This is a genomic window from Hyphococcus sp., assembly GCF_041986965.1.
GTDB lineage: Bacteria > Pseudomonadota > Alphaproteobacteria > Caulobacterales > Parvularculaceae > Hyphococcus.
Window position 1 is genome coordinate 671,196 of the sequence record NZ_JBHIXB010000002.1, and the last position, 17,773, is coordinate 688,968.

General features: G+C 59.0%; 13 protein-coding genes. 3 read left to right on the forward strand and 10 right to left on the reverse strand.

What is annotated here, in order from left to right; all coding sequences use genetic code 11:
• Window positions 1–4: 4 nt before the first annotated feature.
• From ACFC5L_RS12165 to ACFC5L_RS12180, 4 genes are all read right to left on the reverse strand, one after another.
• Complete coding sequence (locus ACFC5L_RS12165; protein ID WP_375202665.1) at window positions 5–1,321, reverse strand: hypothetical protein; 1,317 nt, start codon at window positions 1,319–1,321, stop codon at window positions 5–7.
• Between the two features lie 153 nt (window positions 1,322–1,474).
• The gene (locus ACFC5L_RS12170) at window positions 1,475–4,732 is read right to left on the reverse strand and encodes a TonB-dependent receptor (protein WP_375202664.1); all 3,258 of its coding nucleotides are present in this window, start codon (window positions 4,730–4,732) and stop codon (window positions 1,475–1,477) included.
• Between the two features lie 287 nt (window positions 4,733–5,019).
• Window positions 5,020–6,783: an arginine--tRNA ligase gene (gene argS / locus ACFC5L_RS12175; protein WP_375202663.1), complete on the reverse strand. Its 1,764-nt coding sequence runs from the start codon at window positions 6,781–6,783 to the stop codon at window positions 5,020–5,022.
• The gene (locus ACFC5L_RS12180; RefSeq protein ID WP_375202662.1) at window positions 6,780–7,343 is read right to left on the reverse strand and encodes a hypothetical protein; all 564 of its coding nucleotides are present in this window, start codon (window positions 7,341–7,343) and stop codon (window positions 6,780–6,782) included. The genes argS and ACFC5L_RS12180 overlap by 4 nt, the downstream gene beginning before the upstream one ends.
• Before the next feature lie 202 nt (window positions 7,344–7,545).
• Between ACFC5L_RS12180 and ispH the strand changes: the two genes are divergently transcribed.
• On the forward strand, window positions 7,546–8,517 hold the full coding sequence (gene ispH / locus ACFC5L_RS12185) for a 4-hydroxy-3-methylbut-2-enyl diphosphate reductase (protein ID WP_375202661.1): 972 nt from the start codon (window positions 7,546–7,548) through the stop codon (window positions 8,515–8,517).
• Between the two features lie 23 nt (window positions 8,518–8,540).
• Window positions 8,541–8,969, forward strand: a complete 429-nt coding sequence (gene rnhA, locus ACFC5L_RS12190) for a ribonuclease HI (RefSeq protein ID WP_375202660.1) — start codon at window positions 8,541–8,543, stop codon at window positions 8,967–8,969.
• Window positions 8,970–9,156: 187 nt separating this feature from the next.
• On the opposite strand, the gene ACFC5L_RS12195 is transcribed toward rnhA, so the two are convergent.
• Complete coding sequence (locus tag ACFC5L_RS12195) at window positions 9,157–9,639, reverse strand: peroxiredoxin (protein WP_375202659.1); 483 nt, start codon at window positions 9,637–9,639, stop codon at window positions 9,157–9,159.
• Window positions 9,640–9,749: 110 nt separating this feature from the next.
• On the opposite strand from ACFC5L_RS12195, the gene ACFC5L_RS12200 reads away from it, so the two are divergent.
• A complete protein-coding gene (locus ACFC5L_RS12200; protein ID WP_375202658.1) occupies window positions 9,750–10,376 on the forward strand; it encodes a YqgE/AlgH family protein in 627 nt (208 codons plus the stop codon).
• 35 nt (window positions 10,377–10,411) lie between these two features.
• On the opposite strand, the gene ACFC5L_RS12205 is transcribed toward ACFC5L_RS12200, so the two are convergent.
• The 5 genes from ACFC5L_RS12205 to thrC form a co-directional block, all read right to left on the reverse strand.
• Complete coding sequence (locus ACFC5L_RS12205) at window positions 10,412–12,574, reverse strand: EAL domain-containing protein (RefSeq protein WP_375202657.1); 2,163 nt, start codon at window positions 12,572–12,574, stop codon at window positions 10,412–10,414.
• A 254-nt stretch (window positions 12,575–12,828) separates the two neighbouring features.
• Window positions 12,829–13,434, reverse strand: coding sequence for a GNAT family N-acetyltransferase (locus ACFC5L_RS12210; protein ID WP_375202656.1), 606 nt, complete (start codon window positions 13,432–13,434; stop codon window positions 12,829–12,831).
• A 66-nt stretch (window positions 13,435–13,500) separates the two neighbouring features.
• Window positions 13,501–14,967 carry a Si-specific NAD(P)(+) transhydrogenase gene (gene sthA, locus ACFC5L_RS12215; protein WP_375202655.1) on the reverse strand — a complete coding sequence of 489 codons (1,467 nt, stop codon included), beginning with the start codon at window positions 14,965–14,967 and terminating at the stop codon, window positions 13,501–13,503.
• A gap of 90 nt (window positions 14,968–15,057) precedes the next feature.
• On the reverse strand, window positions 15,058–16,308 hold the full coding sequence (locus tag ACFC5L_RS12220) for a M16 family metallopeptidase (protein WP_375202654.1): 1,251 nt from the start codon (window positions 16,306–16,308) through the stop codon (window positions 15,058–15,060).
• On the reverse strand, window positions 16,308–17,708 hold the full coding sequence (gene thrC / locus ACFC5L_RS12225) for a threonine synthase (protein ID WP_375202653.1): 1,401 nt from the start codon (window positions 17,706–17,708) through the stop codon (window positions 16,308–16,310). Before thrC ends, ACFC5L_RS12220 begins: the two co-directional genes overlap by 1 nt.
• Window positions 17,709–17,773 lie beyond the last annotated feature (65 nt).

Below are 17,773 nucleotides of genomic sequence, written 5' to 3' on the forward strand. Positions count from 1 at the left end.
AGGCTCATCGCGTTTTACACATGTCAATTGCCGTCGCGGCGCTTCGTCCGGCGCGAATTTGCGCCTGAAAACAGCTCACGGTCGTCTGGTGATTAAGCGTTCCCGCACATAAGGCGACTGCTTCAGACCACGGCCATATGGACCCGTCGCCGCGGCTCACATTGTTCGAGATAATATTTTCAAAGCAACGCCCCGGCTCAAGCGAATTCTCGGCGCCGGCGCAAAGGCGATTGAGATTTGCCTCCGCCCAATGCTTTTCGCCGCTCGGACCCCAGACGATGCGATCCTGAATGCTGTTGCGACAAATCTTGCGATCAGCCGCCGGCGGCGGCTTCCGATCAAGCGGTTCAACGGGTTCTATCGGACCGCCAAGCCGCCGGTCAGGAACCTGCGTTGCGCCGCCGCGCGTAGCCGCATCATCAAGCGTCGCGAAACCGTAAAAGCACTCGCCGTCAGCCGGCTTTGCAATAGAAGTTTTTGCAGTTGTCGGGTCGAGCAGCGCCGGCGTTTTGATGTCGTCGGTTTTCGACGCCATCTCGCTAACGCCGATCGCCGTCCCATGTTTTGACATCACGGCGCCCTGGACTGCGATGCCTGGCGCAATGATGATATCATATTGTAGCTGGAAGTCTTTTTGCCCTGCGGCGGAATAACGAACCGACACCGTTTCATCGCCAGAGCGGTTTCCCGAAATGACTGTTCCGCCCGGCGCCTTCACCGAGCCGGCGCAGAGAATATGGCCCGACTCAAAATTATCGACATAGCGAAAAGCGTTATCCACCGCCTTCGTTTTGTAACGCCCGGCATGTCCAGCCAAAGCGAGCGCGCCTGACGCTGTGACGCGAGCCGTATCGCCATAGGAAAGCATGCGGTTGCCGTCCCGGTCGCCGACAAGAGAAAGCGCCAGTGCAGCGCGCGCATTTCTCAAGACCGGAACGGTGACGGTGAAGCCAGACTCAACGACCACGTCAAGCGATCCGGCCGCAATGCGCTCGCCTTTTTCATTCAGCAAATTAACGGTCGCAAGATAATTTTCATGATCCGGATCAACGCTCGCATCCCATAAACGGGCGCTCCAATATCCGCTATCCAGACGCTCCATGGCGTAAACGCCGCCTGTCGTCGCCGGACGATGGCCGACATAGCGTTCGCCTGTAGGCCTTCCGTCGCTAAACGTTTTTTCGATAACCATCTCCGCGGCGATAAACTCTTTCCCGGGAACGAAATCTGTCAGAAGAGCAATACTGAGACGGCGGTCTTCAGCGCCTGCAGGGCCGGTCAAAAGCACGATGGAGACAATAAGGACGAAGAGCATTCGCATGGCTTTTGCTCCCAAAGTTCACAGAGCCAAAAGGATTACCGCTCCAAGGATCGCATAAAGCGCTCCGAATAACCACGGGTCGAGATTTGTCCCTGTAATACAAAAAAAAAGGCGGCCCGAAGGCCGCCTTTCCCCACCATATCTCTTGCGAGATTAGAATTCGTACTTCACGCCGACGCGGATCTGCCAGACAGAAGCACGCGTCACCGGCGACTGGATCGATTCCGGCGTCACGGTTTCGAAGTCCGTGAAGATATATTCGCCGTTCGGGCCTAAACCGGACTCGTCAAGTTCAACCAGCTCAACGCTTCCAGGGAAGCCAGCCTGATTAATGACACCCCATTCGTCATTGATGAGGTTGCCAATGTTGTCGAGGACAACAAACGCTTTGGTTTTGTGACCGCCAAGAACGCCCGGCAGTTCCTGCTCAATGCGCAGATCCCACTGGGAGAACCAGTCAGACTGGAACCCGTTACGCGGTGCGATCTGACCGGCATATTCGTCAAGACCAAGATCGTTAATCATGGCGAAGAATGCCGTTGTGTCGAATCCGGCGTCGAAGATCACATTCGGATCCATCGGACCGGTCGGTACATAGAAGAGGTGACGGTCATCAAGACCATCGCCGAAGAGATCGCCGCCGCCCACAAAGTTAAAGCTGTAGGGACGAGACTGCGAAATTACACCGAACAGATCGATGCTGGTGTAGTAGTCGCTGAAGATCGGGAAATCGACGCCAGCGCGAACGGTGAAGCGATGCGGCACTTCATAGTTCGAATTGGCCAGACCCGGATTATTCGGATCGGATGTCGAGAAGTTCACGAAGTTCGAGAACGCGACCGAAGACGTCATCGGGTTGCGGTCTTTTGCATCCGTGTAGGCGTAAGCAAGCGTCCAGTTGGCGCGAGCGGCGCCGAACTCATAGTCTTTCGACAGAGCCGCAGAGAACACTTTCTGCTTGCCGCCGTCATTGTTGGTTAGGATGAAGTCCTGATTGAACGCGCGATCATCACACATGGCGGAAAGCGGATCGACACAATCCGGGTCCGAACGGTCGATGCTGGTGTAGATCGGACGGCCATCCGGCGCCGTGCCAACCGGCTCAAGCGTTGCATCGACAATGCCTGCGGCGTCCTTGTCATCCGTATAGATGAAATCGACCATCAGGTTATAGTTATCGCCGAAGACATAGGTTGCGCCGAGAGCAGCTTTCCACTGCGACGGAACCTTGAAGTTCGGGTCAATGGCGTTCACGCCCACATTCGCCGTACCGCCCGCAACGTCGTTGTAGAAGCTTTCAGGCACGCCCCAGAACGGACGCCCCATGCCGCCTTCGTCTTCAATAAAGGTGAAGGCGCCAAGCGTCGTGTCGCGGTCACTGACCTGAATGGTGGTGATGCCATCATTTTGATAGCTGTTGGACAGCCAGACATTCGGGTTGCCGCCGGAGAAGAGACCTCCGCCGCCGCGAATGGTCAAGTTGTCGGTGGCTTCCCAGTTAAAGCCGAAACGCGGCTGGAGAAGCCCCTTGCCGTCAAAGGTCTCCGTGTTCGCATAGCCGTTACGCGCAACGAAATTGTTGTTCAGCGCCGGGAAATCTTTTGAGCCATAGAAATCCCAACGGAAGCCGGCCGTGAAAGAAAGGCCGATTTCATCGAAATCAACTTCGTCCTGAACATACAGCGTATTGGTCGCGAACTTGAAGCTCGCAGCGCCGTCGTCCGGATTGTTGGTGCCGCCGGCGTTGCCGTAATAGATGTCGTCAACCAGGCCCATTTCAAAGGCGTCGATATTCTCATCCATCGTCGGGAAAAATTCGCTGTCGAAGCGATATTCGCCTTCCGTATGCTGGATGAAGAGGTTGAAAATATCGACCGTTTCACGCTCAAAACCAACGGTGAACAGGTTGTTGCCCATCTGGTAATCGGCCTTGAACTTCATGTTCAGGGTTTTGGTGTCGAGCTTATTCGAATGACGGGAGTCATCAGCGCCAAGATAAACGTTTGCGCCTTCGCCATTGTTGAACGTGCGAATACGCACCTCGCCGAAATCTGTACCGCCAACTGATTCCTGACGGGTGTCGTTTGTGGTGTAGGAAACGCGCGCTTCCGTCGAGAAATTGTCTGACCAGCTTGAGAAAATTTGACCGGAATAAGACGTCAGCTTGGTGCTGCGGTTATAATAATGGTCAAAAAATTCGTACTCATCCGGATCGTCGTCGGACGCCGTCAGGTTGTTGCCAGTGTTCCGGTTGAAGGTGAAAGAAGCACGGTGGAAGTCATTGATGTTCCAGTCGAGCTTGGCGAGAATTTTCTCATCATCTTCGCCCACAGAACTCGGCAACGGCGTCGGCGTGTAACCGTAAAGCGTCTGTGCGATGTCCACGATACGGTCAAGCTGCGCCTGAGAAACCCCCTGAACGCCAATCGCGCCGGCTTCCGCCGGTCCGCGACCGATAATGTTTGTTTCGTTGATCTTCTCGTAAGCGGCAAAGAAGAACAGCTTGTCCTTGATGATCGGGCCGGACAGCGTCGCGCCGAAGCGGAAGTTGCTGAAGTCACCCTTATCGAAGGAAGAACCTTCGATGGAACCGCCATTGAGCGAGTCATTGGTGTAGTCGAACCAGCCCGTGCCGTGGAATTCGTTAGAGCCGGACCGGGTGACGGCGTTGATGTTACAGCCGGTAAAGCCGCCATATTCAACGTCGAACGGTGCGAGCTCGACGGCGACCTGGTTGATGGCGTCGAACGGGAACGGAAGGCGTTCGGTCGGATAGCCGTTGGCGTTGAGGCCGAAATTGTCGTTCAGCTTGATGCCGTCGACGGTCAGGCTGTTGAAGCGGGGGCTCGCGCCGGCGCACTGCAGACCGTTGCCGTTGGATTCTTCGATGAAGAGGCGCGGGTCAGCGCGGATGATATCCTTGATGTCGCGGCTGACGGCCGGCGTGGACTGGAGATCATCGAAATCAAAAGTTGCGTTCGGGCCGAGCGCCACTTCGCCGACAGCGGAGCGCGTGGCGACAACGACGATTTCATCGCTGCCAGCGCTGGCGCGTGCAAGGCTGAAGGAAAGCGTTGTCGTGTCGCCGAGCGACAGGCGAACGCCTTCTACCGCTTCACCCTGAAAGCCAGCGCCGGTCGCGGTAACGGAGTAATTGCCGGTCGCGGACAGGTTTTGCAGGGCAAAACGGCCCTGCCCGTCGGTGGAGGTCCGGCGCGTCGTGCCGGTCAGCGTGTCGACAACCGTGATCGAAGCGCCGCTGATTGGCGAGCCGGCTTCGTCGGTGACAACGCCGCGAACGTCAGATGTCGTTTGCTGCGCATGGACAGGCGTCGGCGCGACCACCGTCGAGAAGGCGGTCGTGATTGCTACCGCCGCCACACCGGCGGAGAGCGTTTTCATTAGCTTCATGTTGATATTCCCCAAGCTGGAACTGATATGCCGCAACCCCGTCTGTGCGGCGCGAAATACGCGACTGGGCCTAGTCACATTAGATGACAAACTTGTGACAGGAAGGCTTGGTTTTGCTGAAACTTCTGCGACGTTTTTGGGGAAACTTCGAAGGCGCGATATTGTGGAAAAATATTGGTGGATTCACGCGAGGTTAGCGCGCGGCTGATATAGCATCACAGCAGCTTCCACTCCCGGGTTTATGAAATAGGCAACGAGTGTGTGCGCAATGCAACAGGGTCGGCGCGTTACATCCGCTCCGGCGCCGAGAAACCCAGTAATGAAAGAATGAGATCGAGCTGACCGCCGGCCGCCGTCGCCAGCGTCAGCCGCGAGGCGCGCAAATCCGCGTCCGCCTCATCCACGATCCGGCAGGCGGCGTAGAATTTCGAAAAGGCCTGCGCCAGCGCAAAGGCATGGTCACAGAGAAGATGCGGCAGACGCCGGCCATAGGCGTCGCGAACAGCGTCAGCAAAAGCCAGCAGCGTCAGCGCGAGATCAGCCTCTTCCGGCGCCGAGATCTTCACCGGCCCCGCCTCGCCCGCTCCGGCTGCCCTGGCCTTGGCCACCATGGAGCGCACCCGCACGCTGGCGTAGAGCAGATACGGGCCCGTCTTGCCCTCAAAAGCCATGAAGCGGTCGAGATCGAAAATGTAATCGCTGGTGCGCGGATTGGAGAGATCGGCGAATTTGAGCGCCGCGATCCCGACCTGGCGGGCGACCTTTTCCGTCTCCTCCGGGCTGTATCCTTCGGCGAAGCCGCTTTCGGTCAAGCGTTCCCGCGCCCGGTCCGTCACCATGTCGATGAAGTCCCTCAGCTTCAGCGTGCCGCCCTCACGGGTCTTGAACGGCTTGCCGTCCTTGCCGTTCATGGTCCCGAACCAGAGATGTTCCAGCCGCGTCTCGTCGAAATAGCCGGCCCTGTCGACCGCCCGGAACACCTGTTCGAAGTGAAGCCGCTGGCGCGCATCCACCACATAGAGAATGCGGTCTGGATCGAGCTCCCGCTTGCGGTCGACAATCGTCGCGACATCCGTTGCGTGATAGCCTACCGCCCCTTCGGAATTGACGAAGATGATGGGCGGCATCTCTTTCTTGTCGTCGTCCCGCGCGACGCGGATGATTTGCGCGCCGTCAGATTCTTCGACAATGCCGCGCGATTTCAGGTCTTCCGTCAGCTCGGGGATCAAGGGATCGGCGTCCGCCTCGCCTTTCCAGAGATCGAACTCCACATCGAGGTCGGCATAATCGCGCTTCATGGCGTTGACCGAAAGATCCACGAAATGCCGCCACAGCGCGCGATAGCCGGGCCGCCCGGCCTGCAGCTCTTTAGTCGCCTTGCGCGCGAGGTCGGTGCGCGCCTTGTCGGCCTTACATGCGGCCGAAGCGGCCGGGTACATTTCCTCAAGATCTGAAAGACTTATGGGCGACTCTTTGGGGAAAGGCCCCTTGGCGTCCGCATTGAAATACACAAGGTCCGGCTGGCGAATGCACAGTTCCGAGATGAGCTGGCCCATCTGCAAGCCCCAGTCGCCGAGATGCACATCCCCGATGACGTCGTCGCCGGCGAACCGCATGATCCGTTTCAGGCTTTCGCCGATAATCGCGGCCCGCAAATGCCCGACATGAAGAGGTTTGGCCACATTCGGCCCGCCATAATCGACGACGATCTTTTCCGGCGACGCGTTGGACCAGCCGCCGAGCCGGGCGTCCGCCGCCAGCGCATCGAGGCGCGCAGACAGAAAGTCCTTAGTCAGTTTTAGATTGATGAAGCCCGGGCCCGCGACCGTGACATCAGCGAATTCGGCGCGGGCGGAAAGCTGGTCCGCGATGGCGCCTGCAATCTCGCGCGGATTTTTTTTGGCGGCCTTCGCCGCAGCGAGCGCGCCATTACACTGGAATTGTGCAAGGTCCGGGCGGTCCGCCACTTTGACAGCGCCCAGCGCATGATCCAGCCCCTCGGCGGCGAAAGCTTCGCCGACGATTTCGGACAATTCATCTTTCAGGGTCATTTCAGATTCGGAAATTTCAGACTCTTGCCGGAACGGTTAAAGATCGCCTGCTGCGGCGTCACCGAAAAGCCGATAATGATTTCGAAGTTGATGCCGGAGATCGTTTCGTTAGCGCGCGGGATGATGATCTTGTCGATATCAACGCGCGCCGTCTCCACCGGGCGATCGCCGAAATTCACTTCAATCGGAAATTCCGACTTGGCGATGACTTCCGAATTTTTCCGGGTCACCGCCACGAAATAGGTGAAGGTTTTTTTGCCTTCCACGCCCTTCGCGCCTTTGCCAAAGGCGAGGTCGATGGTGAGACCGGCGTCGATCGGTTCATCCTCGAAATACCGGCAGGTCGAGGTCACATCCAGCACCTCGCCGGAATAGGCCACATTTTCAAGCGTTTGGTCGCCATCGAACTCGATAAAACGGGAGGCTTCGTTCAAAACCACGATATTTGGGCATGGCGCCGGGTTGGCCTCGCGGGCCGCACGCCGCTCACGGGCCTCATCACTCGCGCATCCGGTGGCGGCGAGTGCGGCGAAAAGCGCTGCGGCGGAGAGTTTCTTCATTAGCCAGAACCCTTATATCAAAGCACAATTCCGCCTTGAGACGGCCTTGGGAGAACCCCATATCCGCCGCAAGGAGGCCCCGCTTGCGGGGCATCATCTCGTAGCCTCTCACCGCTGACGGCGCAATGTCCCAAATGGCGGCGGATGAGGCTGACGCGACGAAACGCCCCCGAACGCCCATGAATAAGGACCGGCGATCCCAGTGCCCAGATCAGCACCCAAAAAAGCTGAAACCGTCAAACCGCCGCTGGCCGTGCGCCTCGCGGCGCCGCGGGGATTCTGCGCCGGCGTTGAGCGGGCGATTCGCACCGTTGAAGAGGCGCTCGCGCTGCATGGGGCGCCGGTCTATGTGCGCCACGAAATCGTCCACAACACGCATGTAGTGGCGCGTCTTTCAGCCATGGGCGCCGTCTTTGTCGATGACCTTGAGGCTGTGCCGACGGACCGCCCGGTGGTCTTCTCCGCCCATGGCGCGCCGAAATCAGCCCATCAGGACGCGGCGGCGCGCAATCTGATCAAGATCGACGCCACCTGCCCGCTGGTCCTCAAAGTCCACACGCAGATCCGCCGTCATCACACCGCAGGCCGCACAGTTATTCTGGTCGGTCATCGCAACCACCCGGAAGTCGTCGGCTCCATGGGACAGGCCCCAGACGGCGCGGTCATCCTGGTGGAAACGCTGGACGACATCGCGGCGCTGCCCGACCTACCCGGCCCGCTCGCTTATTCAACCCAGACAACGTTGTCCGTTGATGAAACCAAGGACATGATCGCAGCCTTGAAGGCGCGCTTTCCGGATATTGCCGGCCCCGCCAAAGAAGACATCTGCTACGCCACCTCGAACCGCCAGGAAGCGGTCAAGGCCGCCGCCATCGGCTGCGATCTTTTTGTCGTGATTGGCTCCGCCACCTCCTCCAATTCGACCCGGCTAGTGGAGACGGCGAAAATCGCCGGCGCCGCAGAGGCGGTTCTCGCCGAAGATGCGGACGGATTTGACTGGCCGCAGCTTGACGGCGTGACGACGATCGGGCTCAGCGCCGGCGCTTCGGCGCCGGAAAGCCTTGTCGAGGCGTTCTTGACCGCGCTGGCGGCGCGCCGCACCTTGCGCATCGATCACATCGAAACCGCACGCGAGCAGGTCGTCTTCAACACGCCGTTTCGTCTTGCAAGCTAAGGTCTCGCCAGCAAGGAAACAGCATGATTGAAGTCTACACGGACGGCGCCTGTCTCGGTAATCCGGGCCCCGGCGGCTGGGGCGTTCTTATCATTGAAGACGGCGACCGCCGCGAGCTCGATGGCGGCGAGTCGGACACGACCAATAACCGCATGGAAATGCTGGCGGCGATCCGCGCCCTCGAGGCGACGCCAAAAGGCGCGCGGATCGTCCTGCACACCGACAGCCAGTATGTGAAGAACGGCATTACCGGCTGGATCAAGGACTGGAAGCGCAATGGCTGGAAGAACGCGTCAAAGCAGCCAGTGAAAAACAAAGACCTCTGGGAAGAACTTGATGCGCTCGCCGCCGAACGCAATGTCGACTGGCGCTGGGTCAAGGGTCACGCCGGTCACGTAGAAAACGAACGCGTCGACGAACTCGCCAGAAAAGCGGCGCAGACTTTCGTTTAAGCCATCTGCCGTCTGGGTGCCGTCTAAGCTTTGAAATAAATCACAGCAGAAATTTTATGTTTGTCATCCCGGGGCTGACGAAGTCAGAACCCGGGATCTCCATCCACCAGACAAAGCCTGAAGATCCCGGATAAACGCCTCACGGCGTTTTCCGGGATGACATTGGGATATTACTCGAAAGAGTCGACTAAAGCTGGCCCAGCATGTGCTCGGCGCTGGAGACGTCGAATGCGCCCGGCGCTTCGACATTGAGATGCTTCACGACGCCATTCTCAAGAACTGCGGAAAAGCGTTGTGAACGCTCACCCATGCCGAACCCCTTGCCGTCCATGGTCAGGCCGAGCGCCCGGGCGAAATCGCCATTGCCGTCGGCCAGCATAACAACCTTGTCGCCGGCGTTCTGGTTCTTGCCCCATGCATCCATCACAAAGGCGTCATTGACCGACATGCAGACAACCTTGTCGACGCCTTTGGATTTAAAATCGCCGGCCTTCTCCACAAAGCCCGGCAGGTGCTTGGCCGAACAGGTCGGCGTGAATGCTCCGGGTACGGAGAAGAGCGCAACCTTGCCCGATCCCAGTAACTCGCCGGTCTGCGCCGCCTGAGGGCCCTCGCTCGTGGCCACCATTACTTTTACATCAGGAATTTTATCGCCAACTGAAATGCTCACTTTTATGTCTCCTTTTCCTAGGGTTGGCGGGTTTTAGGCTCCGCGAGCCCTTACGTCCACCGGAACACGCCTCTTGCATCGGGCTCGTACGAGCCTTACCCTTACAGGTCATGGGTAAGAAACCATCCGCGCCCGAAGATACAGTCCGGGATTTTCTCGGCGGCCAGATTCTGATCGCCATGCCCAATATGGGCGACCCGCGTTTTGAGCGATCAGTTGTCTTCTTGTGCGCCCATGACGAGGAGCACGCCATGGGCGTGATCGTCAACAAACCGCTCGACGATATCGGTCTTTCGGAACTTCTGGAACAGCTGGAAATTGCACCGCAGGTCGACGCCGATGAAACGCCGGTGTTTTTCGGCGGACCGGTGCAAACCGAGCGCGGCCTGGTGCTGCACACGCTTGATTACAAGCTTGATACGACGCTGGCCCTGGATGAACAGCTCGGCCTCACCGCAAGCCGTGACATTCTCATCGATATTGCGGGAGAAAAGCCCGAGCGCCCGGCGCCGCGCCGGTTCCTGCTCGCTATCGGTCACGCCGGCTGGGGCGCCGGACAGCTTGAAAAAGAAATCGCCATGAACGCCTGGGCTCATTGCGAACCCGATGAAGAAATGATTTTCTCCGGCGCTCATGAACCCTTGTGGAATAAAGCCCTGGCGAAACTTGGCGTAACGAGCGCCATGCTGTCGCCTGAATGGGCTTCGGTGCGCGACGAAAATCAGCCTCTGAACTGAGACAGCGCTATTCGTTGATCACTTCCGTATCGGGATTAGCGCAAATCGCGCTCACCACCCCATAGACGCCAGCGGCGCGGTTTGGGATCATCCTCATCATCAGCGCCGGCGTAAGACGGTTGAAAGGCCTGATTGTCGGCACGCGCATCCGCGTCTCCCGCAGCGGCCTCTGATGAGGCCTCCTCTTCCGCCGTCTGAGCGGATATCTCAGTTTCGGAGGACGCCTCGACCTCCTCTGCCGGTTCACCTGCGAATTTGGTTTCGGGCTCGTCCTCAGCCGGCGTTTCATTGGCTTCCGGCGCTTCTTCCGGCTCAACGGAAACCGGCTTGCCGAAAGCATAGCCCTGACCATAGGCGCAGCCGATCTGGCGGGCCTTGGACGAAGCGGCTTTGGATTCAACGCCTTCGAGGATCACTTTCAGGCCGAGATCCTTGCCCAGCCCCGCCAGTGAAGCGACGATCTTGGCGCCGTCGCCGCCGGATTCAATGTCGCTGGCGAAGGACTTGTCGATCTTGAGATAGTCGAAATCATATTTGCGCAAATTCGAAAGACAGGTGAAGCCTGCGCCGAAATCATCGAAGGCGAGCGCCACGCCGGAAGCTTTCAACTTGCGGAAAACTTCGCCTGCGAGCTTGGCGTCCGTCACTGCGTCGGCTTCCGTCAGCTCCAGCACCAGCGCTTTCTTGGGCAGGTCATAAGTCGACACCGCCTCACGCACCGCTTCAAGGAAGGACGGCTCACGCATCTGTCCCCAGGAAACATTCATGGCGACAAAAAGATCTTTGCGCTTTTCTTTTTTCAAAGCGTCAGAAAGGAAGGCCGCCGCCTGATTGAGCATGGTCGCGGCGAGCGCGCCGCCCTCGCCGATGCGTTCGGCCGCGCGCACGAAACGTTCCGGGCCTTCTTCTGCGCCCGCTTCCTGACCGCGCCAACGCGCCAGCGCTTCATAGCCGGCGATCTTTTCATTATCGAGCGATACGATCGGCTGGAAGGCGGCGACGATATCGCCATTGGCAAGCGCTGCGGAAAGCCTGGCGGTGATCGGATCAGTAGCCGCAGGCACCACCGCGGCCGTCGTCGCCGACCGAAGACGTTCTTCATTGACGCCATTGCCGCCCGTCGAAACGCTTTCCACAAAAGCGACGATGCGCTCGATGGCGCCGGACTGCTCATCCGCCGCGCGCGCGCCGCGCACCCGCATAATGCGCCCGTCATAGAGTTTCAGGGACACATCAAAAGGCCCGTCCACGGGCGCGAGAAGTTCGGAGTCAAAACGCTCGGCGTCTTCGGGATGCACGAAATTGCGCAAAGCCTCGGGCGTGAACGGGGCGTCCGAATCGGCGCCGAGAAGCGACGGCAGGGATTGGGTCTGATCGACGGCGTCCGGGCTCCAGTCCCAGATGCCCACGCCGGAATAATCGAGAACCCGGGCGATCTGGCTGTCGAGCACAATCTCTGCGCGCTCGCGCTGGGAACGCACTTCGCGCTGCCGCGACGGCGCGTCATGAGAAGTTCGGATGCCGAAATCCATCGCCTGCGCCGGCGCAGCCATTTGCGAGGCGCCGGTTTCCGTAAGGGCGACGATGCTGGCGGCGAGGATGCCGAGGGTGAAAAGACCGTGGGACGCAAAGGTGGCGAGCGCCGAGCCTTCAGCGGCAAAGACACCGAGAAGCGGCGCCGCAGCGGCCATGAGCACGCCCGGAAGAATAAGGCGTGCACCGGAATCGCCGCGCAGCGCCTGGGTAAGAGAAAGGACAACCGCGAGACCGCCAACACCGATCAGCGCCCAGCGCATCATTGGCGCAAGGTCGATGCGGTCGAAGAAATTGATGACGCCCATGCCGCCGATCACCAGCGCAACCGTGAACATAACGCCGCCAAGCAGCGGGTTATATCGCGCCGCGCCGATCGAAGCGGAAAGGAAAACGATAGCGGCGGCTGCGAAAAGCGCCTGCATCATCACGCCAGCCTCGGCCGGCAGGGCAGCTGTAAAACCAAGCCAGGAGAATTCCAGCGCTGCGGCGCCGGCGACCATCAGAAGCGCACAAACCGCAAGGCCGCTTCGGCGGATCGCCGCATAGCCTGCCAGAAAAGCCATGGCGACAATAAAAGCGCCCGCCACTGCGCCGCGCATCAATTCGGCCTGCGCCAGCCCTGTAAAACCTTCTGACAACCCGAAAACACCCACTGTTAGCATCGTTACGCCCCGAACCCCTCGACTCTAAAGCAACGGCGCCGCGAACGCGGCCAGGATGAACGTCTCCCCACAAGAAACGGGCCAAAACGCCTCGACCGCCCCAGAATTGGTCGCGTTTTTTACAGCCCGCTTCCCGCACTGCGGATAACAGCGCGTATCGCCCTTAAGCATCTTCACGCGGGCGTGACTTTATCGCAAGGGGCCGCCGCCGCCTTAGGGATAATTTTTCGCTCGGTTCGCCGCAAAAACCCTGATTAGGACGGGCTCGGCCCGGTCTTTCCATAATCAGCGGCAGTGAGTGCGTAGATAAAATGATCCCGCCAACCGCCATTGATCTTCAGATAATCGCGCGCAAGCCCCTCGCGGGCGAATCCGCTGCCTTCAAGCAGTTTTTGCGATGCAATATTCTCCGGTTGGCACGCCGCGACGAGGCGATTGAGGCCAAGCCGTTCAAATGCGTGGATTTTCATGGCCGCAACGGCTGCAGCGCCATAACCCCGGCGCGTGTAAGGCGCGCCGATCCAGTAGCCGAGAATACCAGAACGGGACGCGCCATAGCGGATATTGGTTAGCGTCGCGCCGCCCGCCAGCGCATTGTCCTTAAGCCGGAAGACAAGCAGGGACAGCCCGCCGCCGCGGCGCGCATCACGCTCATAGGTTCTCAGCCGGCGCTTGAACGCCGAGAGCGTGGCCTGCTCCGTCGTCCAGCTTTCCTCCCACGCCGTCAGGTGCGCCCGGCTCTCTTCGCGCAACGCCAGCCAGGCGGGATAGTCAGTGATGGTCCCCCGGCGCAGCATCACGGAATCGTGGACAAGCACTGGGTTGAAGGCGGGATTGGGCGGCTCAGTGGCAAACAGCATCCACGCTTTATAGCGTGTAGCGCCATTTTGGGGAGAGCCGGGATCGCAAACGGGACTATCCTGGTCCTAGGCTTGCTTCAGTTCGGCCTCGATCTCTTCGACCATCTTGTGCGGCTCGGGACGCTCGTCAGCGATCTCTTCGACTTTCGGCATGCGGTTGAACGCGTCGAGCGCAGCAACCTTGTAGGCTTCCGCAAGCGTCGGATAGTTGAAGGCGTTCTCGACAAAATAGTCGAGACCGCCGCCAAGATTGAGCACCGCCTGTCCGATATGGATGAGTTCGGTCGCCCCTTCCCCGACAATGTGACAACCGAGGAGCTTGCGCGTCTTCAGACTGAACAGCATTTTCAGCATGCCGTTATTGAGGCCCATAATGTGACCGCGCGAGGTCTCGCGAAAACGAGCCACGCCGCATTCATAGGGAATGCCTTTCTCAAGCACTTCCTCTTCAGTCAGGCCCACCGTTGAAATTTCCGGCACAGCGTAGATGCCGTAAGGGAAAAACTCAGGCGGCTTGTGCGCTTTTTCATTAAAGGCGTGACAGGCCGCTATGCGCCCCTGCTCCATCGAGGTCGAAGCAAGGCTCGGAAATCCGATGACATCGCCAGCGGCGTAAATGTGAGGAACTTCCGTCTGGAATGTTTTCGGATTGACCTTGAGACGTCCGCGGTGATCGACACCGAGACCACAGGCGTCAAGATTGAGACTTTTGGTGGCGCCCATGCGGCCGGCCGCAAACAAGACGATATGCGAGCGCACGACGCGTCCATTTTCGAGTGTGATTTGGCAACGCTCCGGCCCAACGCGCTTGATCTCTTCGGCCTGCGACCCAAAACGCAACTGCACCCCGCGATCGCGAAGCTGATGGGTGAGATCGGCGACCAGTTCCCGATCGATGAAATCGAGCATCTTGTGACGAGGCTCGATCAGCGTCACCGGCACATCGAGCGCAGAGAAAATCGTGGCGTATTCAATGCCGATAACGCCGGCGCCAATAACGGCGAGTGACTTCGGCATGGCGGTGAGATCGAGAATCTCATCGCTGTCCAGCACATGTTTACCGTCAAACGGCACGTAGTCCGGGCGGAAGGGAATGGTCCCGACGCAAATCAGAAACCGGTCGGCGGTGATTTCAGAAATTTCGCCATTTTCCTTGTGAACCGTGACGGTGTTCGGATCTTTAAACCGCGCCTCACCTTTCAGAGTGTAAACCTGGTTACGCGCGAACTGATGTTCGAGAACTTCAACTTCGTGCGTCAGCGTCATGCGTAAACGCGCGCTCAGATCATCCGCAGTGATATCCTGCTTGACGCGATAGGACCGTCCGTAAAATCCGCGCTCACGCCAGCCGGACAGGTTCAACGCCGTTTCGCGCAATGTTTTTGACGGGATCGTGCCGGTATGCACCGAAACGCCGCCTACGCGACGTCCACGCTCGATAACCAGCACCGACTTTCCGAATTTTGCAGCCTGAATGGCGGCGCGGCGACCCGCAGGTCCGCTGCCGATTACGATCAGATCGTAGTCACTCATCTTTACTCTACCCGCAGTTGCCCCCCGGCTCTCACGGATGAGAAGTAACAGTTATTACCTAAAAATGAGTGACCAGATGGTCGGAAAGCTTTACGAAAGCTTAAAGACGTCTTCCACCGCCGAAGCCTTACAGGGCCCGACAATAGACAGGGCGCAAGGTCCGGCGAGCGCGCGTTTCGCACAGCGCTGCATGTCGGCAATCGTAACGGCGTCAATCCGTGCAAGGATTTCATCGGCGGTCATCAGTGCGCCGAAAGTGAAAAACTGGCCCGCCGCAGCCTCGATCCGGTTGGCGGGGCTTTCTAGACCCATCATCAGCGACGACCGCAACAGCGCCTTGCCCCGCGCCACTTCTTCATCGGTCATGGCCTTGGCGGTCGCTTCCAGCTCATCACGAATAATTTTCGCCGCTTCGGGAATATGTTTGGCTTCTGCATTTACATAGGCGCCGAGAAGGCCGGCCTCCTCGAACCCATCAGCAAACGCATAGACGGAATAGGCCAGCCCCCGCTCCTCCCGGATTTTCTGAAAGAGACGCGAAGACATGCCGCCGCCCAGAACATCCGCATAAAGACGGGTTGCGAAAAAGTCCTCATCGCTTGAGGCGACGCCCGGAAACGCAATGGCGAGATGGGTCTGTTCGATCTTGCGCGGATCATGGAGAAGGCCGCCCTCGAACCGGGGCGGCGTTCGAGATACGCCTGCATCACCTGCAGAAAAGCCGGAGAAGTGCTGTTCAACGATTTTTAGGAGCAGGTCGTCGTCAACGGCGCCGGAGGCGGCTACAACCATGTCTTCGGGACGATAACAGCGCGCCATGAACCCGCGAAGGCTCGCCGGTTTTTGCGCGCGGACGCTGTCCGGCGTCCCCAATATGGGGCGTCCCAAAGGATGCGCCCCCCAGGCCGCTTCCGTCAGGCGTTCGAACACAACATCATCAGGCGTATCGGCCGCCTCGCCGATTTCCTGTACGACAACCTCGTGCTCCTTTGTGAGTTCAGCCTCATCGAAAAGCGGATTGGCGAGAATGTCCGAAAGTATGTCGGCGCCCAACGCAAGATCGTCTTTGAGGATGCGCGCATAATAGCCGGTGCGCTGATGGCTTGTGGCGGCGTTCAGATAGCCGCCGACGCCTTCGATCTCTTCGGCGATGGCGAGCGCCGACCGCGTCTTCGTTCCCTTGAACGCCATATGCTCAAGAAGATGCGCGACGCCGTGTTCTTCAGGCGTTTCATCAACAGAGCCCGCCTTGACCCAGACGCCAAGCGCCACGGTTTTCAATCCCGGCATGGGGTCGGCGATGACGCGCACGCCATTCGCTAAAGTGTGAATGCTTGTCATCAATTCGCAAATGCTTTGGCGACAAGCGACTTCACCGCTTCCGGATCGGCCGGCGCGCGCTCCATCTTTTCCGGCCGGTCAAAAAGATCGGCGTAGAAATCGGGCAGCGCCGGTGTTTCACCCGTCGCCTCTTCCACCGCTTCGGGGAATTTAGCCGGATGCGCCGTTGAGAGCGTCACGATCTTGCCTGACAATGCGCCAGTCTCGCGCAGGCGGATCGCAGCGGCGCGGCCTACCGCCGTATGCGGGTCAATAAGGGCGCCGGTCTCTTTATAGTGTCGGGCGATTTCGCTGAGCGTTTCTTCCATGGAGACCGCGTCGGAGATGAAGTCCTTGCGGATCGCCTCAAGCGTTTGAGTGTCGATCCTCATACCCTTGTTTGTCGCGAAGGCTTCCATCGTTTTGCGCAAGACCGCCGCATCGCGGTTCTTCGCTTCAAATAAAAGCCGCTCGAAATTGCTCGCCACCTGAATATCCATGGAAGGCGACGCCGTCGGTTTCACTGAGGCGGGCGTATAATCCCCTTCGGCAATGGCGCGATGGAGAATGTCGTTTGCGTTGGCGGCGACGCCAAGCCTGGCGATGGGCAGTCCCATGCGCTTGGCCGCATAGCCCGCAAAGACATCGCCGAAATTACCGGTGGGCACGACGAAGTTCACCGCCTCGTCGCCCTCGGCGAGTTGGGCCCAGGCAGTGAAGTAGTAAACCGTCTGCGCCGCCAGCCGCGCCCAGTTGATAGAGTTGACGCCTGACAATCGCACATCGCGCACGAAAGCATCGTCAGCGAAAAGGGTTTTTACAATCGCCTGACAATCGTCGAAGGAGCCTTTGACGGCGATATTCATGACATTGGGCGCCGTCACCGATGTCATCATGCGTTGCTGAACTGCGGAGACACGGCCTTCGGGATGGAGCACAACGACATTCACGCGCGAACAGGATTTCAGCGCCTCAATCGCCGCCGAACCGGTGTCGCCGGAAGTGGCCGCGATAATGGTCAACCGCCGATCGTTTCTCTGAAGCGCCGCATCGAACAGCCGCCCGAGGATTTGCATGGCGAAGTCCTTGAAGGCGAGCGTCGGCCCGTGAAAGAGCTCAAGCATCCAGTCTTCAGGTCCGAGCTTCACCAAAGGCGCAACGCGCTTATCCGTAAACGTTCCATAGGCGTCCGCCGCCATGGCCGAGAGTTCTTCTTTCGTAAAACTCGCTCCGGCGAAGAGCGACAGGATTTCCGCCGCCGCTTCTGCATAGGGCAAACGCCCGATCCGGCGCGCGTCGCCCACGGAAAGCTGCGGCCAGGTCTCAGGCATATAGAGCCCGCCATCGGGCGCGAGTCCGGCGAGCAGCGCGCTCTCAAAATCAACGGCGGGGCAAGCCCCTCTGGTGGAAACGTATTTCATGGGCGGTCTTCTAGAGGGCATTCCGAATAGTGGAAACCGGTTTTCGGATAAAATGCGCGGAAAAC

Excerpts from the sequence above, each read along its gene's own strand:
- ACFC5L_RS12165 (WP_375202665.1), bottom strand. The coding sequence starts at position 1,321 with ATGCGAATGCTCTTCGTCCTTATTGTCTCCATCGTGCTTTTGACCGGC.
- ACFC5L_RS12170 (WP_375202664.1), bottom strand. The coding sequence starts at position 4,732 with ATGAAGCTAATGAAAACGCTCTCCGCCGGTGTGGCGGCGGTAGCAATC.
- argS (WP_375202663.1), bottom strand. The coding sequence starts at position 6,783 with ATGACCCTGAAAGATGAATTGTCCGAAATCGTCGGCGAAGCTTTCGCC.
- ACFC5L_RS12180 (WP_375202662.1), bottom strand. The coding sequence starts at position 7,343 with ATGAAGAAACTCTCCGCCGCAGCGCTTTTCGCCGCACTCGCCGCCACC.
- rnhA (WP_375202660.1), top strand. The coding sequence starts at position 8,541 with ATGATTGAAGTCTACACGGACGGCGCCTGTCTCGGTAATCCGGGCCCC.
- ACFC5L_RS12200 (WP_375202658.1), top strand. The coding sequence starts at position 9,750 with ATGGGTAAGAAACCATCCGCGCCCGAAGATACAGTCCGGGATTTTCTC.
- ACFC5L_RS12205 (WP_375202657.1), bottom strand. The coding sequence starts at position 12,574 with ATGCTAACAGTGGGTGTTTTCGGGTTGTCAGAAGGTTTTACAGGGCTG.
- ACFC5L_RS12210 (WP_375202656.1), bottom strand. The coding sequence starts at position 13,434 with ATGCTGTTTGCCACTGAGCCGCCCAATCCCGCCTTCAACCCAGTGCTT.
- sthA (WP_375202655.1), bottom strand. The coding sequence starts at position 14,967 with ATGAGTGACTACGATCTGATCGTAATCGGCAGCGGACCTGCGGGTCGC.
- ACFC5L_RS12220 (WP_375202654.1), bottom strand. The coding sequence starts at position 16,308 with ATGACAAGCATTCACACTTTAGCGAATGGCGTGCGCGTCATCGCCGAC.
- thrC (WP_375202653.1), bottom strand. The coding sequence starts at position 17,708 with ATGAAATACGTTTCCACCAGAGGGGCTTGCCCCGCCGTTGATTTTGAG.